19 protein-coding genes are annotated in these 20,239 nt (G+C 73.5%); 13 read left to right on the forward strand and 6 right to left on the reverse strand.

Annotation, left to right across the window (positions count from 1 at the left end; all coding sequences use genetic code 11):
• Positions 1-6 precede the first annotated feature (6 nt).
• Positions 7-756 carry a GntR family transcriptional regulator gene (locus tag CHR28_RS21765; protein WP_094055356.1) on the forward strand — a complete coding sequence of 250 codons (750 nt, stop codon included), beginning with the start codon at positions 7-9 and terminating at the stop codon, positions 754-756.
• Between the two features lie 70 nt (positions 757-826).
• A complete protein-coding gene (locus CHR28_RS21770; protein ID WP_094055357.1) occupies positions 827-1,972 on the forward strand; it encodes a type ISP restriction/modification enzyme in 1,146 nt (381 codons plus the stop codon).
• Between the two features lie 17 nt (positions 1,973-1,989).
• On the opposite strand, the gene CHR28_RS37830 is transcribed toward CHR28_RS21770, so the two are convergent.
• Entirely contained in the window at positions 1,990-2,175 is a 186-nt protein-coding gene (locus CHR28_RS37830) for a hypothetical protein (protein ID WP_094055358.1), read from the reverse strand.
• A gap of 79 nt (positions 2,176-2,254) precedes the next feature.
• Positions 2,255-2,971 carry a TetR/AcrR family transcriptional regulator gene (locus CHR28_RS21780; protein WP_094055359.1) on the reverse strand — a complete coding sequence of 239 codons (717 nt, stop codon included), beginning with the start codon at positions 2,969-2,971 and terminating at the stop codon, positions 2,255-2,257.
• 63 nt (positions 2,972-3,034) lie between these two features.
• Here CHR28_RS21780 and CHR28_RS21785 point away from each other — a divergent pair, with 63 nt between their 5' ends.
• The gene (locus tag CHR28_RS21785; RefSeq protein WP_094055360.1) at positions 3,035-4,036 is read left to right on the forward strand and encodes an ATP-binding cassette domain-containing protein; all 1,002 of its coding nucleotides are present in this window, start codon (positions 3,035-3,037) and stop codon (positions 4,034-4,036) included.
• The gene (locus CHR28_RS21790; RefSeq protein WP_094055361.1) at positions 4,033-4,815 is read left to right on the forward strand and encodes an ABC transporter permease; all 783 of its coding nucleotides are present in this window, start codon (positions 4,033-4,035) and stop codon (positions 4,813-4,815) included. Before CHR28_RS21785 ends, CHR28_RS21790 begins: the two co-directional genes overlap by 4 nt.
• 180 nt (positions 4,816-4,995) lie before the next feature.
• Here the strand turns inward: CHR28_RS21790 and CHR28_RS21795 are convergent, their stop codons facing one another.
• The 3 genes from CHR28_RS21795 to CHR28_RS21805 all read right to left on the reverse strand — a co-directional run bounded on the left by CHR28_RS21795 (position 4,996) and on the right by CHR28_RS21805 (position 6,743).
• Positions 4,996-5,262: a hypothetical protein gene (locus CHR28_RS21795; RefSeq protein WP_033312817.1), complete on the reverse strand. Its 267-nt coding sequence runs from the start codon at positions 5,260-5,262 to the stop codon at positions 4,996-4,998.
• Between the two features lie 126 nt (positions 5,263-5,388).
• Positions 5,389-6,204: an anti-sigma factor gene (locus CHR28_RS21800; RefSeq protein ID WP_094055362.1), complete on the reverse strand. Its 816-nt coding sequence runs from the start codon at positions 6,202-6,204 to the stop codon at positions 5,389-5,391.
• Positions 6,201-6,743: a sigma-70 family RNA polymerase sigma factor gene (locus tag CHR28_RS21805; RefSeq protein WP_179272520.1), complete on the reverse strand. Its 543-nt coding sequence runs from the start codon at positions 6,741-6,743 to the stop codon at positions 6,201-6,203. Before CHR28_RS21805 ends, CHR28_RS21800 begins: the two co-directional genes overlap by 4 nt.
• Before the next feature lie 226 nt (positions 6,744-6,969).
• Between CHR28_RS21805 and CHR28_RS21810 the strand changes: the two genes are divergently transcribed.
• From CHR28_RS21810 to CHR28_RS21825, 4 genes are all read left to right on the forward strand, one after another.
• Positions 6,970-8,502, forward strand: a complete 1,533-nt coding sequence (locus tag CHR28_RS21810) for a DUF4331 domain-containing protein (protein ID WP_094055364.1) — start codon at positions 6,970-6,972, stop codon at positions 8,500-8,502.
• Positions 8,503-8,615: 113 nt separating this feature from the next.
• A complete protein-coding gene (locus CHR28_RS21815; protein WP_094055365.1) occupies positions 8,616-10,250 on the forward strand; it encodes a tetratricopeptide repeat protein in 1,635 nt (544 codons plus the stop codon).
• Positions 10,247-11,872, forward strand: a complete 1,626-nt coding sequence (locus CHR28_RS21820; protein ID WP_094055366.1) for a HoxN/HupN/NixA family nickel/cobalt transporter — start codon at positions 10,247-10,249, stop codon at positions 11,870-11,872. Before CHR28_RS21815 ends, CHR28_RS21820 begins: the two co-directional genes overlap by 4 nt.
• Positions 11,873-11,951: 79 nt before the next feature.
• Positions 11,952-13,613: a serine/threonine-protein kinase gene (locus CHR28_RS21825; RefSeq protein ID WP_256984327.1), complete on the forward strand. Its 1,662-nt coding sequence runs from the start codon at positions 11,952-11,954 to the stop codon at positions 13,611-13,613.
• A 4-nt stretch (positions 13,614-13,617) separates the two neighbouring features.
• Here CHR28_RS21825 and CHR28_RS21830 read toward each other — a convergent pair whose 3' ends face one another.
• A complete protein-coding gene (locus CHR28_RS21830; RefSeq protein WP_094055368.1) occupies positions 13,618-14,424 on the reverse strand; it encodes an SGNH/GDSL hydrolase family protein in 807 nt (268 codons plus the stop codon).
• Between the two features lie 335 nt (positions 14,425-14,759).
• On the opposite strand from CHR28_RS21830, the gene CHR28_RS21835 reads away from it, so the two are divergent.
• The 5 genes from CHR28_RS21835 to CHR28_RS21855 all read left to right on the forward strand — a co-directional run bounded on the left by CHR28_RS21835 (position 14,760) and on the right by CHR28_RS21855 (position 20,218).
• Positions 14,760-15,965: a S8 family peptidase gene (locus tag CHR28_RS21835; RefSeq protein WP_094055369.1), complete on the forward strand. Its 1,206-nt coding sequence runs from the start codon at positions 14,760-14,762 to the stop codon at positions 15,963-15,965.
• 473 nt (positions 15,966-16,438) lie between these two features.
• Positions 16,439-17,260 carry a glycosyltransferase family 2 protein gene (locus CHR28_RS21840; RefSeq protein ID WP_094055370.1) on the forward strand — a complete coding sequence of 274 codons (822 nt, stop codon included), beginning with the start codon at positions 16,439-16,441 and terminating at the stop codon, positions 17,258-17,260.
• The gene (locus tag CHR28_RS21845; protein ID WP_094055371.1) at positions 17,257-18,246 is read left to right on the forward strand and encodes a glycosyltransferase family 2 protein; all 990 of its coding nucleotides are present in this window, start codon (positions 17,257-17,259) and stop codon (positions 18,244-18,246) included. Before CHR28_RS21840 ends, CHR28_RS21845 begins: the two co-directional genes overlap by 4 nt.
• Positions 18,247-18,268: 22 nt before the next feature.
• The gene (locus CHR28_RS21850; RefSeq protein ID WP_094055435.1) at positions 18,269-19,042 is read left to right on the forward strand and encodes a polysaccharide deacetylase family protein; all 774 of its coding nucleotides are present in this window, start codon (positions 18,269-18,271) and stop codon (positions 19,040-19,042) included.
• A gap of 81 nt (positions 19,043-19,123) precedes the next feature.
• Positions 19,124-20,218 (forward strand): DUF5925 domain-containing protein, encoded by a 1,095-nt coding sequence (locus CHR28_RS21855; protein WP_094055372.1) that lies wholly within the window; start codon positions 19,124-19,126, stop codon positions 20,216-20,218.
• Positions 20,219-20,239: the final 21 nt, after the last annotated feature.

Raw genomic sequence — 20,239 nt, forward strand, 5'->3', positions numbered from 1 at the left:
TGGCCCGTGACCTCCTTCGCCCCGGACTCGATCGTCCTGAACCGCAAGCTGCCGCTCTGGTACCAGGTGTCGCAGTCGCTGCGCGCCTCGATCCTCGGCCGCTCGCCCCAGGACCCGCTGCGGCTGCCCACGGAGGAGCAGCTGGCCGGGCACTACGGGGTGAGCGTGCTGACCATGCGGCAGGCGCTGAAGGAGCTGGAGGACGAGGGGCTGATCTCGCGCCACCGGCGCCGGGGCACCTTCATCGAGCCGGACGCGCGCCGGGGCGCGCCGGTGCGGCTGCTCGGCTCGGTGGACGCGATCGTGGCCCAGCAGTCCGGCATGACGACCCGGCTGCTGGAGCACGGCATGGCCCCCGTGCCGGGCGAACTCGCCGAGTTCTTCCCGGAGGTGGCGCAGGTCGCGACGTACCACCGGCTGCGCAGCGACGAGAAGACGGGTGAGCCGACCAACCACGCCCGCAACTACGTGCGTCCCGAACTGGCCGCGCGGATCGACCTGGACGATCTGGTGCGCTGGCCGATGACCAAGGTGCTGCGGGACGTGGTGGGCGTGGACATCAGCCGCATCACGGACACCGTGGAGGCGCGGCTGGCCGATCCGGAGACGGCCCGGCTGCTGCAAGTCCCCCTGCTGAGCCCGATCCTGCACTACACGGGCGTCACGTACGACACCGAGGGGCGCCCCTTGGACGTGGCCGTCATCCACTACCGCGGTGACCGGTTCTCCTTCACGGTGACCCTGGAGGCCACGTGAGCGCCGCGGGCCGGCGAGCGCCGCTCGCGCCGTTCCCCGCGCCCCTGGGGAGCGCGGGACACGTCGTACGATGCGGGGCGTGACGCACGACGACGCTCCGCTGCTGGCGGACCTCATGCCGTGGTCCGTCGCACCGCCGCGGCTCGGCCGGGGCTGGCCGGCGGGACCCGACGCGGCGTCCCTGAAGGCCCGCTGGGACGCCCTGGTGAAGGCCGAGGGGCCCGACCGTGAGGCCCTGTTCGAGCCGAGCCGCTCGCGCACGCTGCACACCGCGGTCGGTCAGCTGCCCGGCCGCGCGGACAGCGGCACGGAGAAGCTGGTCCGCGCCTCGGGTCCGTGCCCGGAGCCGGTGCGGGTGCTGTACGCGCCCTTCGACGAGCAGTGGCTGATCCCCGACCAGCGGCTGATCGACGCCGCCCGGCCGGAGCTGTGGCGGGTCGTGGACGAGCGGCAGGTCTTCCTGACGGAGACGCCGGAGGCCGTCCTGGTCACCTCGCTGCTCCCGCTGCTGCGCCCCGGCCGCGTCCGCCCGCTGTTCCGGCGGCCCGGCGGCCTGGAGCCGAACCTGGCTCCGGGACTCCTGGAGCACCTGGGCAGCCGTCTGGGGTCCGTCCCCGCACCGCTGGACGTCGTGGCCTGGATCACGGCGACGGTCCGCCCCGACCTCACCGTCCCGCTCACCGGGGACGCCGACGCGTGGCAGCGGGGTCTGGAGCACGGCCACCGGCTGGTGTGGCTGATGCGCCGCGACGGCGAGCGCCCGAAGCTCCCGGGCGGCCGCCGCCCCTACGTCCGCGCCCCGCTGCCCTCCCGGCCCGTGGCCCTGCGCTACGACCGGGACGAGGAGGCGCTGCTGCTGGACGAGGGCCGCATCTCCCCGGTGCCGCCGGAGGCCTGGGACTACGAGGTGGGTGGTGTGCGCGTCCTGGAGCAGTGGTTCGCGGCCCGGGTCACCGCTCCCGAGCCGGGCACGCTGGCGGCGATCCGCCCGGCGACCTGGCCGCAGACCTGGACGTCGGAGCTCCTGGAGCTGATCACGGTCCTGGCGCTGCTGGCCGAGCTGCGCCCGCCGGCGGAGACGCCGGTCCCCGACCCGGTCACGGCGGCGGAGCTGCGCGCGGCGGGCGTGCTCCCCGTGCCGGCGGCGGCCCGCCGTCCCGCCTCGGTCCTGGGCGGCCCGGAGGAAGGCCCCGAGGGGCAGCTCGCGCTGCTCTAGTCCCGGACCGCGTCCCGCTACCGGGCGACGAACGCGGTGGGGCCGTCGAGCAGCATGGCGCTGCCCTCTTCGGCCATGTCGCGCTCCTCGGCGGTGTCACAGGCCCGGTGCAGCACGATCCGTGCGCGGTCGCCGTCCTCCGGGTGCAGTTCCATGGTCATGGCGGCCGGCTCCGGCCTGCCGGGCACGTCCCTGCCGATCACCGGGCGCCGACGGTCCGTCGAGCCGCTGCCGCCGCCCCCTTCGCCTCCGGGAGCGGAGAACTCATCGGTGCCGTCGGGGTCAGCGCCGTTCCGGGTCGAAGGCGTCGAGGACGCGTTCGAGCGCCCGGCGGAAGACCTCCTCCAGATCGACCGGCCCGCTCTGCTCGGCGAAGGCCGCGGCCAGCCGCGGGTAGGCGCCGGTGGCCACCTGTCTGCCCAGGTAGGCCATGCGGACGGCGTTCTCCTCCTCCACGGACCACGGCACGGAGCGGGTGCGCTCGACGGTCGCGATGTCGTTCGCGGTGTAGGTCGTCACGACGCCGTTGAGCAGGGCGATCAGCTCGGTCTTCGTGCCGGCCGGGACGTCGAGCGGTTCGAGGCAGGCCAGGCAGTGCTCCAGGTAGCGCAGGGTGTTGGGGCTGAAGCCGAGAACGCCGGCCATCAGCCGCGGCACCCAGGTGTGGCGGCGCATGATGGCCCGGGTCTCCGCCGCGTTGCGGAGCATGTCGGCGCGCCAGTCGCCCGTGGGCTCGAAGAGCTCGTGCTCGGCGCCGACCGCGTCGAGCATGAGCTCGTACAGGTCCTCCTTGCGGGGGACGTGGTTGTACAGCGACATCGTGCCGCAGCCCAGCTCCGCGGCGATGTGCCGCATCGACACCGCGTCCAGCCCCCGCTCGTCCGCGATCCGCACCGCCGCCGCCGCGATGTCGGCGCGGGTGAACGCCGGCTTCGGCCCACGGCCGGTGCGCTCGGGGCGCGCCCAGATCACTTCGGGTACGGCCGCTCGGCCCGCCATCGGTCATCACCTCGGCCACCATCCTAGTTACGTACACCGTACGTAGTGCGCTATGGTCACGCCATGACTTCTACGTACGCTGTACTTAGTGAGGGTCTCGAAAAGCGGTTCGGGGAAGTCCACGCCCTGCGCGGGCTGGACCTGGCGGTGGCCGAGGGGACGGTGTGCGGGGTCCTCGGACCGAACGGAGCGGGCAAGACCACGGCCGTGCGGCTGCTGACCACGCTGCTGCGGCCGGACGCCGGTTCCGCCCGGGTGGCCGGGCACGACCTCGTCCGCGAGGCCGCCGCGGTCCGCCGCCGGATCGCCGTCACCGGTCAGGAGACCTCGATCGACGTCGACCTCACCGGCCGCCAGAACCTCCGGCTGTTCGGCCGGCTGCACCGGGTGCGCGGTCCGGCCGGACGGACCGAGGAGCTCCTCGACCGCTTCGGCCTGACGGAGGCCGCCGACCGGCCCGCCGCCACCTACTCGGGCGGCATGCGCCGCCGCCTGGACCTGGCCGCGAGTCTGATCCGCCGCCCCGACGTGCTGTTCCTGGACGAGCCGACGACCGGTCTCGACCCGGCCAGCCGCACCGCCATCCGGCACGTGGTGCGCGGCCTGGCCGACGAGGGCACCACCGTGCTGCTCACCACGCAGTACCTGGAGGAGGCCGACCGGCTCGCCGACGACATCGCCCTGGTGGACCGCGGCCGGGTCGCGCACACCGGGTCCCCGGCACAGCTGAAGGCGCTCGTCGGGGCGCACGCCGAGGTCGTCGTGACGGACGCGGACGTGCTCGCCGCGGCCGCGGGCGTACTCGACCGGCTGACGGGCGCGCAGCCGTCGTTCGACCGCGAGCGCAACGCCGTGGGCGCGGTCAGCACGGACCCGACGCTCACCCTGCCCGTGCTGGTGCGCGCCCTGGACGCGGCGGGCGTGCCCCTGCTCGACGTGAGCCTGCGGCCCCCGACGCTCGACGACGTGTTCCTGCGCCTCACCGAGACCGGCGGAACCGAGACCACCGAGACCGAGACCACCGCGGCCGGGACCGCCGGCGAAGTGAAGGAGCGTGCCGCATGAGCATGCTGGCGTACGACGGGACCGCGATGCTGGGCCGCCAGTTGCTGCGGATGCGGAACAACCCGGGCCTGCTGATCCTCACCCAGACGATGCCGGTCAGCATGCTGCTGTTCTTCGGCTACGTCTTCGGCAGCGCGCTGGCGATGCCGGGCGAGGCCTACCGGTCGTTCCTGGTGCCGGGCCTGCTGGTGGCGACCGCCGCGGGCGGGGTCATGACCGGCATGTTCCAGGCGGCGCAGGACACGCACCGGGGCGTCGCGAACCGCTTGCGCACGCTGCCGATGAGCCGGGCGGCCGTACCGCTGGGGCAGGCCGCCGCCGACGTGGTGGTGACGGCCGCCGGCACGGTGCCGTTCCTGCTGGTGGGGCTGGCGGTGGGCTGGCGCGTGGAGGGCGGGCCGCTGCGCGCGGCGGGGGCCTTGGGCCTGCTGCTGCTGTTCCGGTTCGCGTGCACGTGGGCGGGGATGTATCTCGGCCTGCTCACCCGGAACGAGGAGGCGGCCGGTCAGCTCGGCGGGGCGACGTTCCTGCTGCCGCTGCTGTCCAGCGCGTACATCCCGGCCGGCGGACTGCCGGGCTGGCTGCGGACGGTCGCCGAGTGGAATCCGATCAGCGCGGTGGCGACGGCCCTGCGGGACCTCTTCGGCAACGCCCCGGTGCCCGACGGGGCGGCCTGGCCGGTGGCCCACCCCGTCGCGGGGTCACTGCTGTGGTGTGCGGTGCTGCTCGGGGTGTTCGTGCCGCTGGCCGTGCGCCGGTACGCGCACGGGGAGCGGTGAGCGGGCGGCACTGAGAGCCGGGCCGCGCGGAGCCCCCGTCACTGCCGGGTGGGTCGGGACACCGACGGGGGGAGTACCGCGCTCGGGAACACACCTGGCGCCGCTGCGTGCCGCGGGGATGACGGACGACGAGTGCGCAGCGTGCGCCGGGGGGCGGTGTGACCGCCCGAGCGCGGGCCCCTACCTGCTGCCGAAGAGCGAACGGCGCAGCCGGCGCAGCGGCGCGAACAGCGAGACGCGACGCACGCGCGCGCCCCTGCCGCTGCGGTCGTGCGGCTGACGCGCGGTCAGTTCACGCATCAGCGAGGTCGCCTCGACCGTCTCCCGCTGCGGGACGGCGGGACCGCCGAGCACCGAGAGGTGGCGGTCGAGGCGCGAACTGGTCGCGCTGCTCCCGCAGGTGATCGCAGGGACCCTCGCCCTGCTGCGCACTGTTATCTGTTCCATGTCACTCCCCACCCGTACGAGTCCACCCGGCCCGGGCAGGTTAACCCTATCTCCCCGTCCGGGCACACGTGTATCGCGGTCACAGGATTCACCTTCCCCGTAAGGGGGTTGACGATGTATCCCCGATCACTCTCCGAATCCGACAGATTTCAGGGCGAGTTGGACGATCGGCTGCGTAGTGGGCTGCGGCGATCCCCCGGCGGGCTCGACGGTCACGGCCAGTGACGTCGCGGAGGTGCCGAGACCCGTCGCGACCAGCGGCGTGTCGCTCCGGAAGACGCCCAGGGAGCGTGGTTGCGCGCCCGGGCGCATGAGCCACAACTGGTGCACGCGGCCGCCCGGCGGGGCGCCGTATCCGCCGAGGGTGACCACCGCACTCCCCTCCGTGGCGGAAGCGATCACTCCGATCGTGCGGCCCCGGGCGTCCCGTCCGCTGCTCGCCCGGGCGTCCGGAGCTGCGAGAACGTGGGCGATCTCACGTGACCGGTCGCGCTCGGCGGTCAGTTCGTCCTGGGTCCGGTTCGCCTGCACGGCGAACAGCGAGGCGACGACCAGAGCCGCGGCGGCGGTGGCCGTGGCGAAGGGCACGAACAGCGGGAGGCGGCGCCGCGCCCGCTGCCGGGGCGGCGGCTGGGCGCCCCACACGTGCGGCGGCAACTGCGGCGCACGCGCGCGTGCCGTCTCGCGCGCCTCCTGCGGCGCGGGGTCCTGCGGCGTCGTCCGGACGGCGGCCATCACCCGGTCGCGCAGCGCGGCCGGGGCCGGGGCGGCGGTGGACCAGGCGAGCCGGACGGCGTCCTCGGACAGGGCGCGCACCTCGGCGGCGCAGCGGTCGCAGCCCTTCAGGTGCTTCTCGAAGCGGACCCGCTCGGGCGGTTCGAGGGCGTCGAGCGCGTAGGGCGCGGCGAGCGAGTGCAGGTCCTCGCGGCGGAACAGGCTCATGCCACGCCTCCCAGGCATTCGCGCATCCGGGTCAGCCCGTCGCGCATCCGGGTCTTGACCGTGCCGAGCGGCAGGGAGAGCTGCTCGGCCACCTCGCGGTAGGTGTAGCCCTCGTAGTAGGCGAGGGTGACGGACTGGCGCTGCAGGACCGTGAGCCGGTCCAGGCAGCGGCGCACCCACTCGCGTTCCAGGCCCGCCTCGACCTCCTCGGTGACGTGGTCGAAGGCCGGCTGCCCGGAGCGCAGGGCCTCACGCTGCTCACGCTCCCCGGCCGCGCGGGCGCTGCGCACCCGGTCGACGGCCCGGCGGTGGGCCAGGGTGAGGATCCAGGACATGGCGCTGCCGCGCCCCGGATCGAACTTCGCGGCGGACCGCCACAGTTCGAGCAGCACCTCCTGAGCCACCTCTTCCGACTGGGCGGGGTCGCGCACCACACGCCGTACGAGCCCGAACACCGGGCCGGACACCAGTCCGTACAGATCCTCGAACGCCTTCTGGTCCCCGCTCGCCACGAGCAGCAGCAGTTCGTCCGCCTCCACTCGGTCCCCCTCTCCGAGGCCGCACCGGGCCTGTCCCCTCATACGAGGCATTCGCAACGCACACACCTCCGGATGGGGTTACGGATCAGCGCGCCGAAAACGCGGGTCGCCGACGATGAAACAACTTTTCAGACGCGCCGTAAGAACGTTTGAGATTCGACCAATCCGCTTCGCCGGCCGCTCCGAAGGGTGTGTGTCAGGCAAGTTGGCACGGAGGACGGACGGCATGACACCTATCTCCAGGACCGGTGCGGGACGCGGCAGCATCGCGACCGCGATCTGTGGTGCGCTGGCCGCCGGCGGGCTCACGGCCGCCGGCGTGACCGCGCTGGAACCTGAGGCGGCCTCCGCCTCCAGTCACCGGGAGGCCCCGCTGATCTCGGGGACCCCGCAGTACGACAACACGGACGTGTACGCGTTCGTCAGCCCGGACAAGCCGGACACGACGACCATCATCGCCAACTGGATCCCCTTCGAGGAACCGGCCGGCGGGCCCAACTTCTTCACCTTCGCCGAGGACGCGCAGTACGACCTGCGCATCGACAGCGACGGGGACGCGCAGGAAGACCTGCTGTTCCGCTACACGTTCAAGACGCACACGAAGAACGACAAGACGTTCCTCTACAACACCGGCCCGGTCGAGAGCCTCGACGACCCGGACCTCAACATCACGCAGACGTACGACGTCGAACTGATCAAGCTGCGCCACCTGAAGGCGGTGTCGAAGACCAAGATCGCCGACGACGTGCCGGTGGCTCCCTCGAACGTCGGCAAGGCGTCGATGCCGGACTACAACACCCTGCGCAAGCAGGCGGTGCACAAGCTCGCCGGGGGCGCGCAGACGTTCGCCGGTCAGGCCGACGACCCGTTCTTCCTGGACCTGCGCGTCTTCGACCTGCTGTACGGCGGGAACCTCTCCGAGGTCGGCAACGACACGCTCAAGGGCTACAACGTCAACTCCATAGCCCTGCAGGTCCCGAGCAGCTTCCTCACCACGTCCCACGACCAGCCGGTCGTCGGCATCTGGTCCACGACCCAGCGCAAGAACGCGCGCGGCTACTTCTCGCAGGTCTCGCGCCTGGGCAACCCGCTGGTCAACGAGGTCGTCAACCCGATCAAGGACAAGGACAAGTTCAACGCGTCCGCGCCCCGGGACGACGCCCAGTTCCTGAAGAACGTCACCAACCCGGAGCTGCCGAAGCTCATCGAGGCGATCTACAAGATCCCGGCTCCGGACGAGCCGCGCAACGACCTGGTCGACGTCTTCCTCAAGGGCGTCAAGGACCTCAACCAGCCGCCGCACGTGACGCCGTCGGAGCAGCTGCGGCTCAACACGTCGATCAAGCCTGCCGCCAAGCCCAAGCGGCTGGGCGTCCTGGACGGGGACACCGCGGGCTTCCCGAACGGCCGCCGCCTCACCGACGACGTGATCGACGCCTCGCTCCAGGTCGTCGAGGGTGAGCTGCTGGGCGCGAAGAACGACCTGGGTGACGCGGTCGACAAGAACGACAAGGCGTTCGAGAAGTCCTTCCCGTACGTCGCGCTGCCGACGGAGGGTTCGCGCGGTCCGCTCGCCAAGGGCGTGGACGGCGGCAACGACGTCCGCAGCCAGCTGGGCGACGCGCTCCAGCCGGCCGGTGCGCAGGGCTCGGACGACATGCGCCTGATCGCCGCGTCCGCCGGCGCCGGGGCGGGCGGCATCGTCCTGATCGGCGCGGCCCTGATGTGGTGGCGCCGCATGCGGAACCGGGCGTACTGACCGTACCGGCCCCTTCCGCTCCCGACTGGCGCGGTCCGTCCCCCACCCCCCACGGCACGGGCCGCGCCGCCGGCTCCCGCATCACCACCCGCAGATCCGACCGAGGAGAGGTCATGCCTCCGCGTACGACCGACAGCACACCGGGCAGGCCCGGCGACGGGCCTCCGTCCCCGGATCCCGAAGCCGGGACCGACGGACCGCCGTCCAGGGAACGCCCCGGGGATGCGGCTGACGGAACCCCGGGCGGGGCTGCCGGAACGCCGGACTTGGCTTACGCAACGCCGGGCGCCGAGGCGGAGAGGGGCGGCACCGAGGACGTGCCCGGAACCGAAGACACCGACGGCACCGACGGCACCGGGGCCGACGCCGGCCGGCGCGTGGAGGTGGTGCGGCGGGCCGCCGAGCGGGGGCGGCGTTGGCGGGCCGCTCATCTGGCCGGGTGTGCCGCGCTGCTCGCCGTCGCGCTGACCGGAGGAGCCGTGGCTTTCGGAGGCGCCGGGGGCGAGGGCGGCGGGGCCGCTCCCGTGTCCGCCGCCGGGGCCCTGTCGCCCGGCGATCTCGCCCGGGGCGATCTCGACGCGGGCATCGCGTCGTTGCAGCGGCACCTGCGCGCCCAGCCGCGGGACTTCGGCAGCTGGGCCACCCTCGGCGTCGCCTACGTCGAGCAGGCCCGCACCAAGGGCGACCCCTCGCGCTATCCGCAGGCCGAACGCGCGCTCCGGCGCTCCCTGTCCCTGCGGCCCGGCAACGACCAGGCCCTCGCCGGCCGGGCCGCCCTCGCCGCCGCCCGGCACGACTTCCCCGGCGCCCTGGCCCAGGCCGCCCGCGCCCTGAGGCAGAACCCCTACAACGAACGCGCCCTGTGCACCCGTATCGACGCGCTCGTCGAACTCGGCCGCTACGACGACGCCGCCGAGGCCGCCCGGGCCGCCGACGACAAGCGCCCCGGGGTGCCGGTCTTCACGCGCTACGCGTACGTGCACGAACTGCGCGGCGACGTCCGTACGGCCCGCGAGGTGCTCCGGCGCGCCCTCGACGCCGCGAGCGCCCCCGCCGACATCGCCTACGTGGCCACGGCCCTCGGCCAACTGGACTGGAACCAGGGCGAGTACGACTCCGCCCTCGGCCACTACGCCCGCGCCCTCGCCGCCGACGACGAGTACCTCCCCGCGCTGGAGGGCCGCGCCCGCGCCCAGGCCGCGCGGGGCGACCGGGCAGCCGCCGTACGGGGCCTCGAACAGGTCGTCGCACGCTCCCCGCTACCCGGTCCGCTCGTCGCGCTCGGCGAGCTGTACGAGGACCGCGGCGGCGACGGCGACCGGGCCAGGGCCGGTGACCAGTACGCCCTCGTGGACGCCTGGACGTCCCTGGCCCGGGCGGGCGGTGTCAACGCCGACCTCGACGCGGCCCTGGCCGCCGCCGACCACGGCGACCGTGAGGCCGCCCTGCGCGCCGCCCGCGCCGAGTGGGACCGCCGCCACAGCGTGCACACCGCCGACGCCCTCGCCTGGGCCCTGCACGTGAACGGCCGGGACGAGGAGGCCCTGCCGTACGCCCGCCGGGCCACCGCCACCGGCTACCGCAACGCGGCCTTCCTGTACCACCGCGGGATCATCGAGCGCGCCACCGGCAACGAGGGCGCGGCCCGCACCCACCTGAAGGCCGCGCTCGACCTGAACCCCGGCTTCTCGCCGCTCGGCGCGCGCGAGGCCCGCACCGCACTCGACGACCTGGAGGGGAACCGGTGACCGTGCGCCGGCTGTTCGCGTCCGGCGCCGCCGTCCTCACGGCCGCCTGCGCGCTCACCCTGCTGCCCGCCGCCACGGCGAGCGCCCACCCGCTGGGCAACTTCACCGTCAACCGCTACGACGGCCTGGTCGCGGCGCCGGGCGAACTCCGGATCCGGCACGTCGAGGACCTCGCCGAGATCCCCGCGACCCAGGCCAAGCCGGACATCGAGCGCCTCGGCATGGCGATGTGGGCCCGCCAGCGGTGTGCCACGGCCGCCGAGGACAGCCGCGTCACCGTGGACGGCCGCGCGGTCGCCCTGACCGCCGAGCGCGGCCACGCGCGCGTGCGGCCCGGGCAGGCGGGGCTCGACACCCTGCGGGTGGAGTGCGCGCTGACCGCTCCCCTCCCCCCGGACCGGGAGTCGGTCTCGCTCGGTTTCCGCGGCGCGGGCGCCTCGTCCGGGCCGGGCTGGCGGGAGATCACGGCCCGCGGCGACCGTATGACGCTCACCGCGTCGGACGTGCCGAAGGCGTCGGTCTCCGGCGAACTGACCCGCTATCCGGAGGAGTTGCTGTCCTCCCCGGCCGACACGGCCTCCGCCGCGCTGCGGGTGCGCCCGGGCGGTCCCGCCCTGGCCGGCGAGGAGTCGGACGCCCCCGCCGCCTCGGTGCTGCCGCGCGGCGCCGACCGCTGGACACGCGCCCTGGACGAGCTGGTCGCCCGGCACGACCTCACCGCGGGCTTCGCCGCGCTGGCCCTCGGCATCGCCGTGGTCCTCGGTGCGATGCACGCGCTCGCCCCGGGCCACGGCAAGACCATCATGGCCGCGACGGCGGCGGCCCGGGGCGGCCGGGCCCGGATGAAGGACGTCCTGCCCATGGCCGCCTCGGTGACGGTCACCCACACCCTCGGCGTGGTCGCCCTGGGCCTCCTCGTCACGGCCGGCTCGGCGGCGGCCCCCTCGGTGATCGCCTGGCTCGGCGTCGCCAGCGGCATCCTGGTGACCCTGGCGGGCGCGAGCCTGGTCCGCCGCGCCCTGCGCAACCGCCCACACCCCCACACGCACGCCCCGGGCCACGAACACGGTCACGAACACGGGGACGGGCACGGGCACGGGCACGGGCACAAGCAGGAGCCCGGCGGTCACCATCACGGCCACGACCACAGCCACGATCACGACCACAGCCACCACCACGACGACCACAGCCACCCGCACGACCACACGCACCCACACCCCCATCCCCACGCGGTCGAGCACACCCACGGCGGGTTCACCCACAGCCACCCCGTCGCCCCGACCCTGCGCGGCACGATCCTCATGGGTTTCGCCGGCGGGCTCGTGCCCAGCCCCTCCGCCGTGGTCGTGCTGGTCGGCGCCGCGGCGCTCGGGCAGGCCTGGTTCGGCCTGCTGCTCGTCGTGGCCTACGGCGTGGGCCTGGCGCTCACCCTCACCGCCGCCGGATACGCCGTCGTCAAGGCCGGCAGCGGCATGACCCGGCTGCTGGAGCGGCGCCCCCGCTGGACGGCGGGCCCGCTGGCGGCCCTGGTGCGCCGGACCGCCCCCCTCGGCTCGGCCTTCGCCGTCGTCGTTCTCGGGGCCGGACTCGTGTTCAAGGGGGCGGCATCCGCACTGGGCTGAGTTACGTTCGTGAGGAAGGCCGACGTCCTGGGGAAGACAGACCTCAGAGAGATTCCGCCCGGCTGCGAATGGGGGCGCCGTGTCCGAAGAACCGGGCCATGAGCGGGTGATCGCGGGCCGCTACCGGCTCCTGGCACCGCTCGGCGAGGGCGGCATGGGCACGGTCTGGCGCGCCCGCGACGAACTGCTGCACCGCGAGGTGGCCGTCAAGGAGGTGCGCGCCCCGGCCGGGCTCGGGGGCGACGACGTCCAGCGGATGTACGCCCGGCTGGAGCGGGAGGCGTGGGCGGCGGCCCGGATCACCAACCGGAACGTGGTCACCGTGTACGACGTGGCGACGGACGAGGGCCGGCCCTGGGTGGTCATGGAGCTGGTCCGGGGCCTGTCCCTGGCCGAGGTCCTGGACGCCGAGGGGCCGTTGCCGCCGCAGCGGGCCGCGCACATCGGTGCCGAGGTGCTGGCCGCGCTGCGGGCCGCGCACGAGGCCGGGGTGCTGCACCGGGACGTGAAGCCGGCCAACGTGCTGATCGCCAACGACGGCCGGATCGTGCTCACCGACTTCGGCATCGCCATGGTGGAGGGCAGTTCGGCACTGACCATGACCGGGGAGGTGATCGGCTCGCCCGAGTTCCTCGCCCCGGAGCGCGCGCTCGGCCGCACGCCCGGCCCCGAGTCCGATCTGTGGTCGCTCGGTGTGCTGCTGTACGCGGCGGTGGAGGGCCACTCCCCCTTCCGCCACGACACCCCGCTGAGCACGCTGCGCGCGATCGTGGACGAGGAGCTGCCGCCGCCGTACCGGGCCGGTCCGCTCGCCCCGGTGATCGAGGGGCTGTTGCGCAAGGACCCCGAGCAGCGGCTGCCGGCCGAACGGGCCGAGCAGGAGCTGCGGGTGATCGGCGCGGGCGGCTCACCCCGGGCGGACACCGTGCGGGCGGTCCCCTTCCCGCCGACGGTGGCGGGCCACCCGGAGCCCTCCCCGACGCCGCCGATGGCCTTCCCGGGACAGCCGGCGGCCTCGGGCTCGGCCTCGGGCTCGGGCGCGACGGCGCCGGTGGCCCGCCAGGAGCGCGACCGGCGGACCGGGCGGGTGCTGGTCGCGGGCGTGATCGCGCTGGCGCTCGCGGTGGGCGGGCTGACGTACGCGCTGCTGAACAACGGGGGCGGCGACGGGGACGGCGACCGGGGCGCGGGCGCGAGCACGCCCGCCGGGACGGAGGATCCGCCGCGGAACACGGGGAGCGGGAAGTCGAGTCCTTCGCCGACGCCGAGCGAGAGCGAGAGCGAGCGGAGCAGTCCGCCGCCGCAGTCGGTGCGGGTCGCGCTGACGGGCTCGCGCACGCATTACACGGGCCCGTGCCCGCCGCAGGAGGCGCGGGCGCCGAGGTTCACGGCGACGCTCACGGTGGGACGGCTGCCGGCCGAGGTGCGCTACCGCTGGGTGACGCAGGACGGCTCGGTGCTGGACGGGGGCTGGAAGACGGCGTCGTTCCCCGAGGGCGGCGGCCGGACGAAGCAGGACGCCGTGACGGTCACGACCGAGGCGCGCTCCGGCACGTTCGAGAACGAGATCGCCGTCGAGGTGCGGGAGCCGGTGCGTACGACGTCCGCGTCGGTGCCGTTCTCGATCACGTGTGAGACGGAGACCCCGACGGGCGGGGCCTCCCCTTCTCCTTCGGACACGGAGCCGGGCGCCGGGCCGGGCACGGAGGAGGACCCGGACGGCGGGTCCGGGTCCGGTTGAGCGGTCAGTCGTTGGCGGTGAGCACGGGCAGGTAGCCGCCCGACTGGCCGGGGGCCTTCGGGTGGTAGGACTCGCCGATGCTGAGCCAGTTGACGCTGTGCAGCCAGGAGTCGCCGGAGCAGATCTCGTGGCCGGTGAAGGTGGGGCGGACGTCGCCGAAGACGAAGCCGTGGCCGGCGGCGCGCTTGCCGATGGCGGTGTTCAGGTGGTCGGAGGCGTCGTTGATGGCCTTGCGCTTGGCCTCGGACAGCCCGAGGCAGGTGGCGCCGAGCTTGTAGAAGCGGGGGTAGCCGAGGACGACGACCCGGGCGTTCGGGGCCTTGGAGCGGATCGCCGAGTACACGCTGTCGAGCTTGCCGGGCAGCGTGGAGTCGACGTACGCGCGGGCGGTGTCGATGCGGGAGATGCAGGCGCTGTCGGACTGGGTCACACAGGTCGTCATGACGTCGGCGAACCCGGCGTCGTTGCCGCCGACGCTGACGGTGACGAGGGTCGTGGCGGTGCTGAGCGGGCCGAGCTGTCCGGAGAGAACATCACCCGTTCGGGCGCCGGAACAGGCCGTGAAGTCGAAGGTCGAGGGTGAGTTCGCGGCGGCCCAGAGGTAGGGATACGCCTTCGTGCTGCGCTTGCAGTCGCCGCTGGAGCTGATGTAGCTGCCCGCTCCGACTCCGGATGAGTAGGAGTCACCGAGGGCCACGTAGCCGCCAGTTGCGGCGAGTGAGGACGCCTGCGCCGTGGCTGCCCCAGTCAGGGCGGTACCGACGGCGAGGAGGAGCGAGCTCACGAGGACGACAAATCGGGAACGTCTCATGGAACCTCCCTTTAGCAGGATCTCTGCCACAACCGTCGTAGCAGCTACGCGTGTTGACAGGAAGTGTTCATGCCAAGTCTGGGGGCCCGATTCACGGCACGTGGCGCGTTCACCACGCTCCTTGTCCGGTATTCAACCTCGCCTGTTGCGTGCTCATGACAGATTTGTTGATGGCTGTTCAACTCCCTTGTTCTACGCCGGTAGATGGTCGACGCTTTACTCCGGCCGGGAGCGGAACGCGACGCTCCCCGGCCGTGTGCGCGAGCACGCGCACATCCCCCACATGACGCGCGCCCCACCCAGGCGCGCGCCGCCTAGAGGAGGACTCCCTCGTAATGGCACAACTGCGCAGCAAGAGACTCGGAACCGCCGCCGTCACCCTGTCGGCGACCGCCGCCCTCGTCGGCGGCCTCACCGCCCTGCCCGCCCAGGCCGCTCCCGCCGAGGGCCGGGTGCTCGCCGCGGACTCCCCGGCGGCGATCAAGGACAGCTACATCGTCACGCTCAAGAAGAGCGCGGGCCTGAAGGCGTCCTCGGCCGCGGGCAAGGGCCTCGTCAAGGAGTACGGCGGCACGGTCGAGAAGACGTTCGGCGCGGCGCTGAACGGCTACTCCGCCGAGCTCTCCGCCACCGAGGCCCGGCGGCTGGCCGCCGACCCGGCGGTGGCCTCCGTCGAGCAGAACCAGCGCGTCACGCTCGCCGCCACCCAGACCAACGCCCCCTGGGGCCTGGACCGCATCGACCAGGCCTCGCTCCCGCTCTCCGGCACCTACACCTACCCGGACAGCGCGGGCAGCGGTGTGACGGTCTATGTGATCGACACCGGTGTGCGCATCACCCACCAGCAGATCAGCGGCCGTGCGGCCCACGGCTACGACGCCGTCGACGGCGACACCGACGCCTCCGACGGCAACGGCCACGGCACCCATGTGGCCACCACGATCGCGGGCTCGACCTACGGCGTCGCCAAGAAGGCGAAGATCGTGGGCGTGCGCGTGCTGAACAACAGCGGCTCCGGCACCACCGCCGGCGTGATCGCGGGCGTCGACTGGGTGACGCGGAACCACTCCGGTCCCTCGGTGGCCAACATGTCGCTCGGCGGCGGCGCCTCCACCAGCCTCGACACGGCCGTCCGCAACTCCATAGCCAGCGGCGTCACCTACGCCGTCGCCGCGGGCAACAGCAGCACCACCGCCTCCTCGTCCTCCCCCGCCCGGGTGGCCGAGGCGATCACGGTGGGCGCCACCACCAGCACGGACGCCAAGGCGAGCTACTCCAACTACGGCTCGGCCCTGGACATCTTCGCGCCCGGCTCCTCGATCACGGCCGGCTGGCACACCAGCGACACCGCCACCAACACCATCTCCGGCACCTCGATGGCGACCCCGCACGTCGCGGGCGCCGCGGCGGTCTACCTGGCCGGGCACACCGCCTCCACCCCGGCCCAGGTCGCCTCGGCCCTGGTGGGCGGCGCCGTCACCGGCAAGGTCACGAGCGCGGGTTCGGGTTCGCCGAACCGGCTGCTGCAGCTCGTCCCGTAAGCACGAACACCTGAACGACCGTTCCCCGGCAGGCATGACACGCCTGCCGGGGAACGGCCGTTTATGGGACGGGAACCTTTCAACTTGCGTCCCGTAAAGCGCCTCCCGCAACGAACAAACCAACAAAAACGTGAGGGGCCGTTCCAGGTCTTGCCATACGGGTTCAATCGTCAATACCGTCATACATCTCACCCGCATCGGTCCGTCAGTACGCGGCTCTAGGGGAGGGCTCAAGGACCGCGACGTACCGGCGCGGGGCGCGGTAGGGGGGTGCCGTGCTCGGTGACCGCAACGGTCTCCGGGCCGTGCCGCGCGGTCGGCTGCCGTTTTCCGGGGGCCGTCCAGCTTTGCCAGCTCACCCGGCGTGCCGAAGGTCCATCTCGGCCTGCCCCGGGTGAGAACCCCCCTTTCGAACCGGACTGGATCCGGACTGCCCTGGGGGGGCGGTCCACCGGACGAGAGGGACCAGACTCATGAGCTCAGTTCTGCAGCCGGCCGTGACGGAAGAGCATCCGCCGACCGCAGCCAAGTACCGGCCCGTCTCCTCGCATCTGGCGATAGCCCCGCCGGTGAGCGTGGTCATCCCGGCCATGAACGAGGCGGAGAACCTTCCGTACGTCTTCAAGACCCTGCCCGACTGGATCCACGAGGTGGTCCTGGTCGACGGCAACTCCACCGACGGCACCGTCGAGGTGGCCCGCGAACTGTGGCCCGAGGTCAAGGTGGTGGAGCAGCGCGGCAAGGGCAAGGGCGACGCCCTGATCACCGGCTTCCAGGCCTGCACCGGCGACATCATCGTGATGGTCGACGCCGACGGTTCGGCCGACGGCGGCGAGATCCTCTCCTACGTCTCCGCCCTGGTCTCGGGCGCCGACTTCGCCAAGGGCTCCCGCTTCGCCAACGGCGGCGGCACCGACGACATGACCTTCATCCGCAAGATGGGCAACTGGGCGCTGTGCACGGTCGTCAACCGCAAGTTCGGCGCCCGGTACACCGACCTGTGCTACGGCTACAACGCCTTCTGGCGGCACTGCCTCGACAAGATCGACCTCGACTGCACCGGCTTCGAGGTGGAGACCCTGATGAACATCCGGGTCGTCAAGGCCGGCCTCAAGGTGCAGGAGATCCCGAGCCACGAGTACCTGCGCATCCACGGCACCAGCAATCTGCGGGCCGTGCGCGACGGGCTGCGCGTGCTCCGGGTGATCCTTCAGGAGCGCTCCAACCGCCGGGCGCTGCGCCGCCGTTCGGCGCAGTCGCCGATGCTCGACGCCGTCCGGGGAGAGGCGCGTTGAGCGGTCCCGACGTCTCCGTCGTGATCTGCGCCTACACCGAGGACCGCTGGGAGGACATCCTCGCGGCGGTCTCCTCGGTGCGGGCGCAGTCCCGGCCGGCCCTGGAGACGCTGCTGGTCGTCGACCACAACCAGGCGCTGCTGGACCGTCTCGGCAAGGAGTACAAGGAAGCCGACGAGGTGCGGGTGCTCGCCAACGCGGGCCCCCGCGGCCTGTCCGCCGGCCGCAACACCGGCATCGCCGCAGCGCGCGGCGAGATCGTGGCGTTCCTCGACGACGACGCCGTGGCCGAGCGCGACTGGCTGCGGCACTTCGCCGAGGCGTACGAGGACCCCCGGGTACTCGCGGTCGGCGGGCGCACGGTGCCGGTGTGGGCGTCGGGGCGGCGCCCGGACTGGTTCCCGGAGGAGTTCGACTGGGTGGTGGGCTGCACCTACCGGGGCCTGCCGCGCGGCCGGGTCCGGGTGCGCAACGTGCTGGGCGGCAACGCCTCGTTCCGGCGCAGCGCCTTCGACGCGGCGGGCGGCTTCGCCACCGGCATCGGCAGGGACGGCGACAAACGCCCCCTGGGCTGCGAGGAGACGGAACTGTGCATCCGGCTCAGCCGCGCCTGGCCCGACGCGGTGCTGCTGATCGACGACCGTGCGGTCATCCACCACCGGGTGCCCGAGGTCCGCGAGCACTTCCGCTACTTCCGCACGCGCACCTACGCCGAGGGCCTGTCCAAGGCCCTGGTGGCCCGCAGCGTCGGCGCGGACAAGGGCCTGGAGTCCGAACGCCGGTACACCACCCGGGTGCTGCCGGCCGGGGTGGCCCGGGGACTGCGGGACGCCCTGCTGGCCCGGCGCGGCGGCGCGGGGCGTGCGGGCGCGATCGTGGCCGGGGTGCTGACGGCGGCGGGCGGCTACGTCGTCGGCAGCGTCCGGGCACGCCGCGGCGGCACCACGTTCCAGGTGCCCCGGGTGGAGGTGGCGGCCCGTGAGTGACGACGCCCGGGTGCCGATCCTCATGTACCACGCGGTCGCCACCGACCCGAACGAGGCGACCCGCGCCCTGTCCGTGACCCCGGAGGCGTTCGCCGGGCAGATGGCGGTGCTCGCCGACCGGGGCCTGACCCCGCTCACCACCGCCGATCTCGCGGCCCGCTGGCGCTCGGGCCGCCCGCTGCCGCAGCGGCCGGTCCTCGTCACCTTCGACGACGGCTACGAGGGCGTCCACCGGCACGCGCTGCCCGCCCTCGCCAAACACGGCTTCCCGGCCACCCTGTTCGTCTCGACCGGGTGGCTCAGGGGGCCGTACGACACCGGTGGCGGCCTGGACACCATGCTCGACTGGGACCAGGTGCGCGAACTCGCGGCGGCGGGCGTGGAGATCGGCGGGCACAGCCACAGCCACCCGCAGCTCGACCAGGTCTCCGACGCCACCCTGCGCTTCGAGCTGATCCACTGCAAGGAGATCGTCTCGGACCAACTGGGCACCGTCCCGGCCTCGTTCGCCTACCCGTACGGCTACTCCAGCCGCCGGGTCCGGCAGGCGGTGCGCGAGACGGGGTACGCCCAGGCCCTCGCCGTCGGCAACGGCCTCGCGCGCCGGGCGCAGGGGCCGTACGCCCTGCGGCGGGTGACGGTGCGGCGCGGCACGGGCATCGAGGAGTTCGAGCGGCTGGTCGAGGGCCGGGCGATCACCCGGACGTTCGCCCGGGACCGGGCCCTGACCAAGGGGTACGCCATGGTCCGCAGGACCCGGCAGGCGCGCCGGCTGCTCGCCCGCCCGGGCGGCTGACCTGCGCGCGGGCGACCTGCCGCGGGCACCCGGAAACGGAAACCGGGTGCACGCGGCGCGCCCGTGCCGGATCATGGCGGCATGTCTGACAACCCGCACGAGGCGCTGCCGATCCGGCTCAACGTCGACGACTCCGACTCCCCGTCCGATGTCGTCGACGCGCTGTTCCTCGGCCGCTTCGCGACGGGCGAGCAGCCGTACTCCCACGCGGCGAACATCGACCGGGTCCGCTCCGGCGCGACGCTGATGCCGTCCGGCGCCCGGGTGCTGCGCGTCGCCCGGGACGACGACCGCAGCGCGACGCTCGCGGAGGGCGACGGCTGGACGCTGCTGGTCTCGCGCTGGAACCGGGGCGCCGACGTCACGGTGACGGCGACCAGCGAGGACCTGGCGAAGAAGATCCTCGACCAGGCCACGGACGGCGCGGCGGACGAGCCCGAACCGCAGCCGGAGAACGTCACGATGGGCTTCTGGTACGTCTCGCCGCGCCGCGGCCCGCACCGCACGACCCGCCAGATCGCCGCGGGCACCTGGGACGAGGTCCGGCCCAACTACACCGCGCCCGTGGCGGACGCCATGGACCGGCTGATGAAGACGACCCCCGAGGACATCGCGGGCCGGCTGCTGTTGCTGCACGGCCCGCCGGGCACCGGCAAGACCTCGGCGCTGCGCACGCTCGCCCGGTCCTGGCGCGACTGGTGCCAGGTCGACTGCGTCCTGGACCCCGAGCGGCTGTTCTCCGACGTCGGCTACCTCATGGACATCGCCATCGGCGAGGAGGACGCGACGGGCAAGGGCCGCTGGCGGCTGCTGCTCCTGGAGGACTGCGACGAGCTGATCCGGGGCGAGGCCAAGCACACGGCGGGCCAGGCCCTGTCGCGGCTGCTCAACCTGACCGACGGGCTGCTCGGCCAGGGCCGCAACGTCCTGGTCGGTGTCACCACCAACGAGGACCTGGAGCGCCTGCACCCCGCGGTCGTCCGTCCCGGCCGCTGTCTCGCCCGGATCGAGGTGGGGCCGCTGACCCGCGCCGAGGCGGTGGGCTGGCTGGGCCGCGAGGAGGGCGTCGGCCGCGAGGGCGCCACCCTGGCGGAGCTGTACGCGCTGCGCCGCGGCACGTCCCCGACCGCCCTGCCGGAGCCGCGCGGGGGCGTGGACGCGGGCCTGTATCTGTAGGAGGTCGCCGCCCGCCGGTGT

The sequence above is a fragment of the Streptomyces sp. XY006 genome, from assembly GCF_002237655.1.
Taxonomy (GTDB): Bacteria; Actinomycetota; Actinomycetes; order Streptomycetales; family Streptomycetaceae; genus Streptomyces; species Streptomyces levis.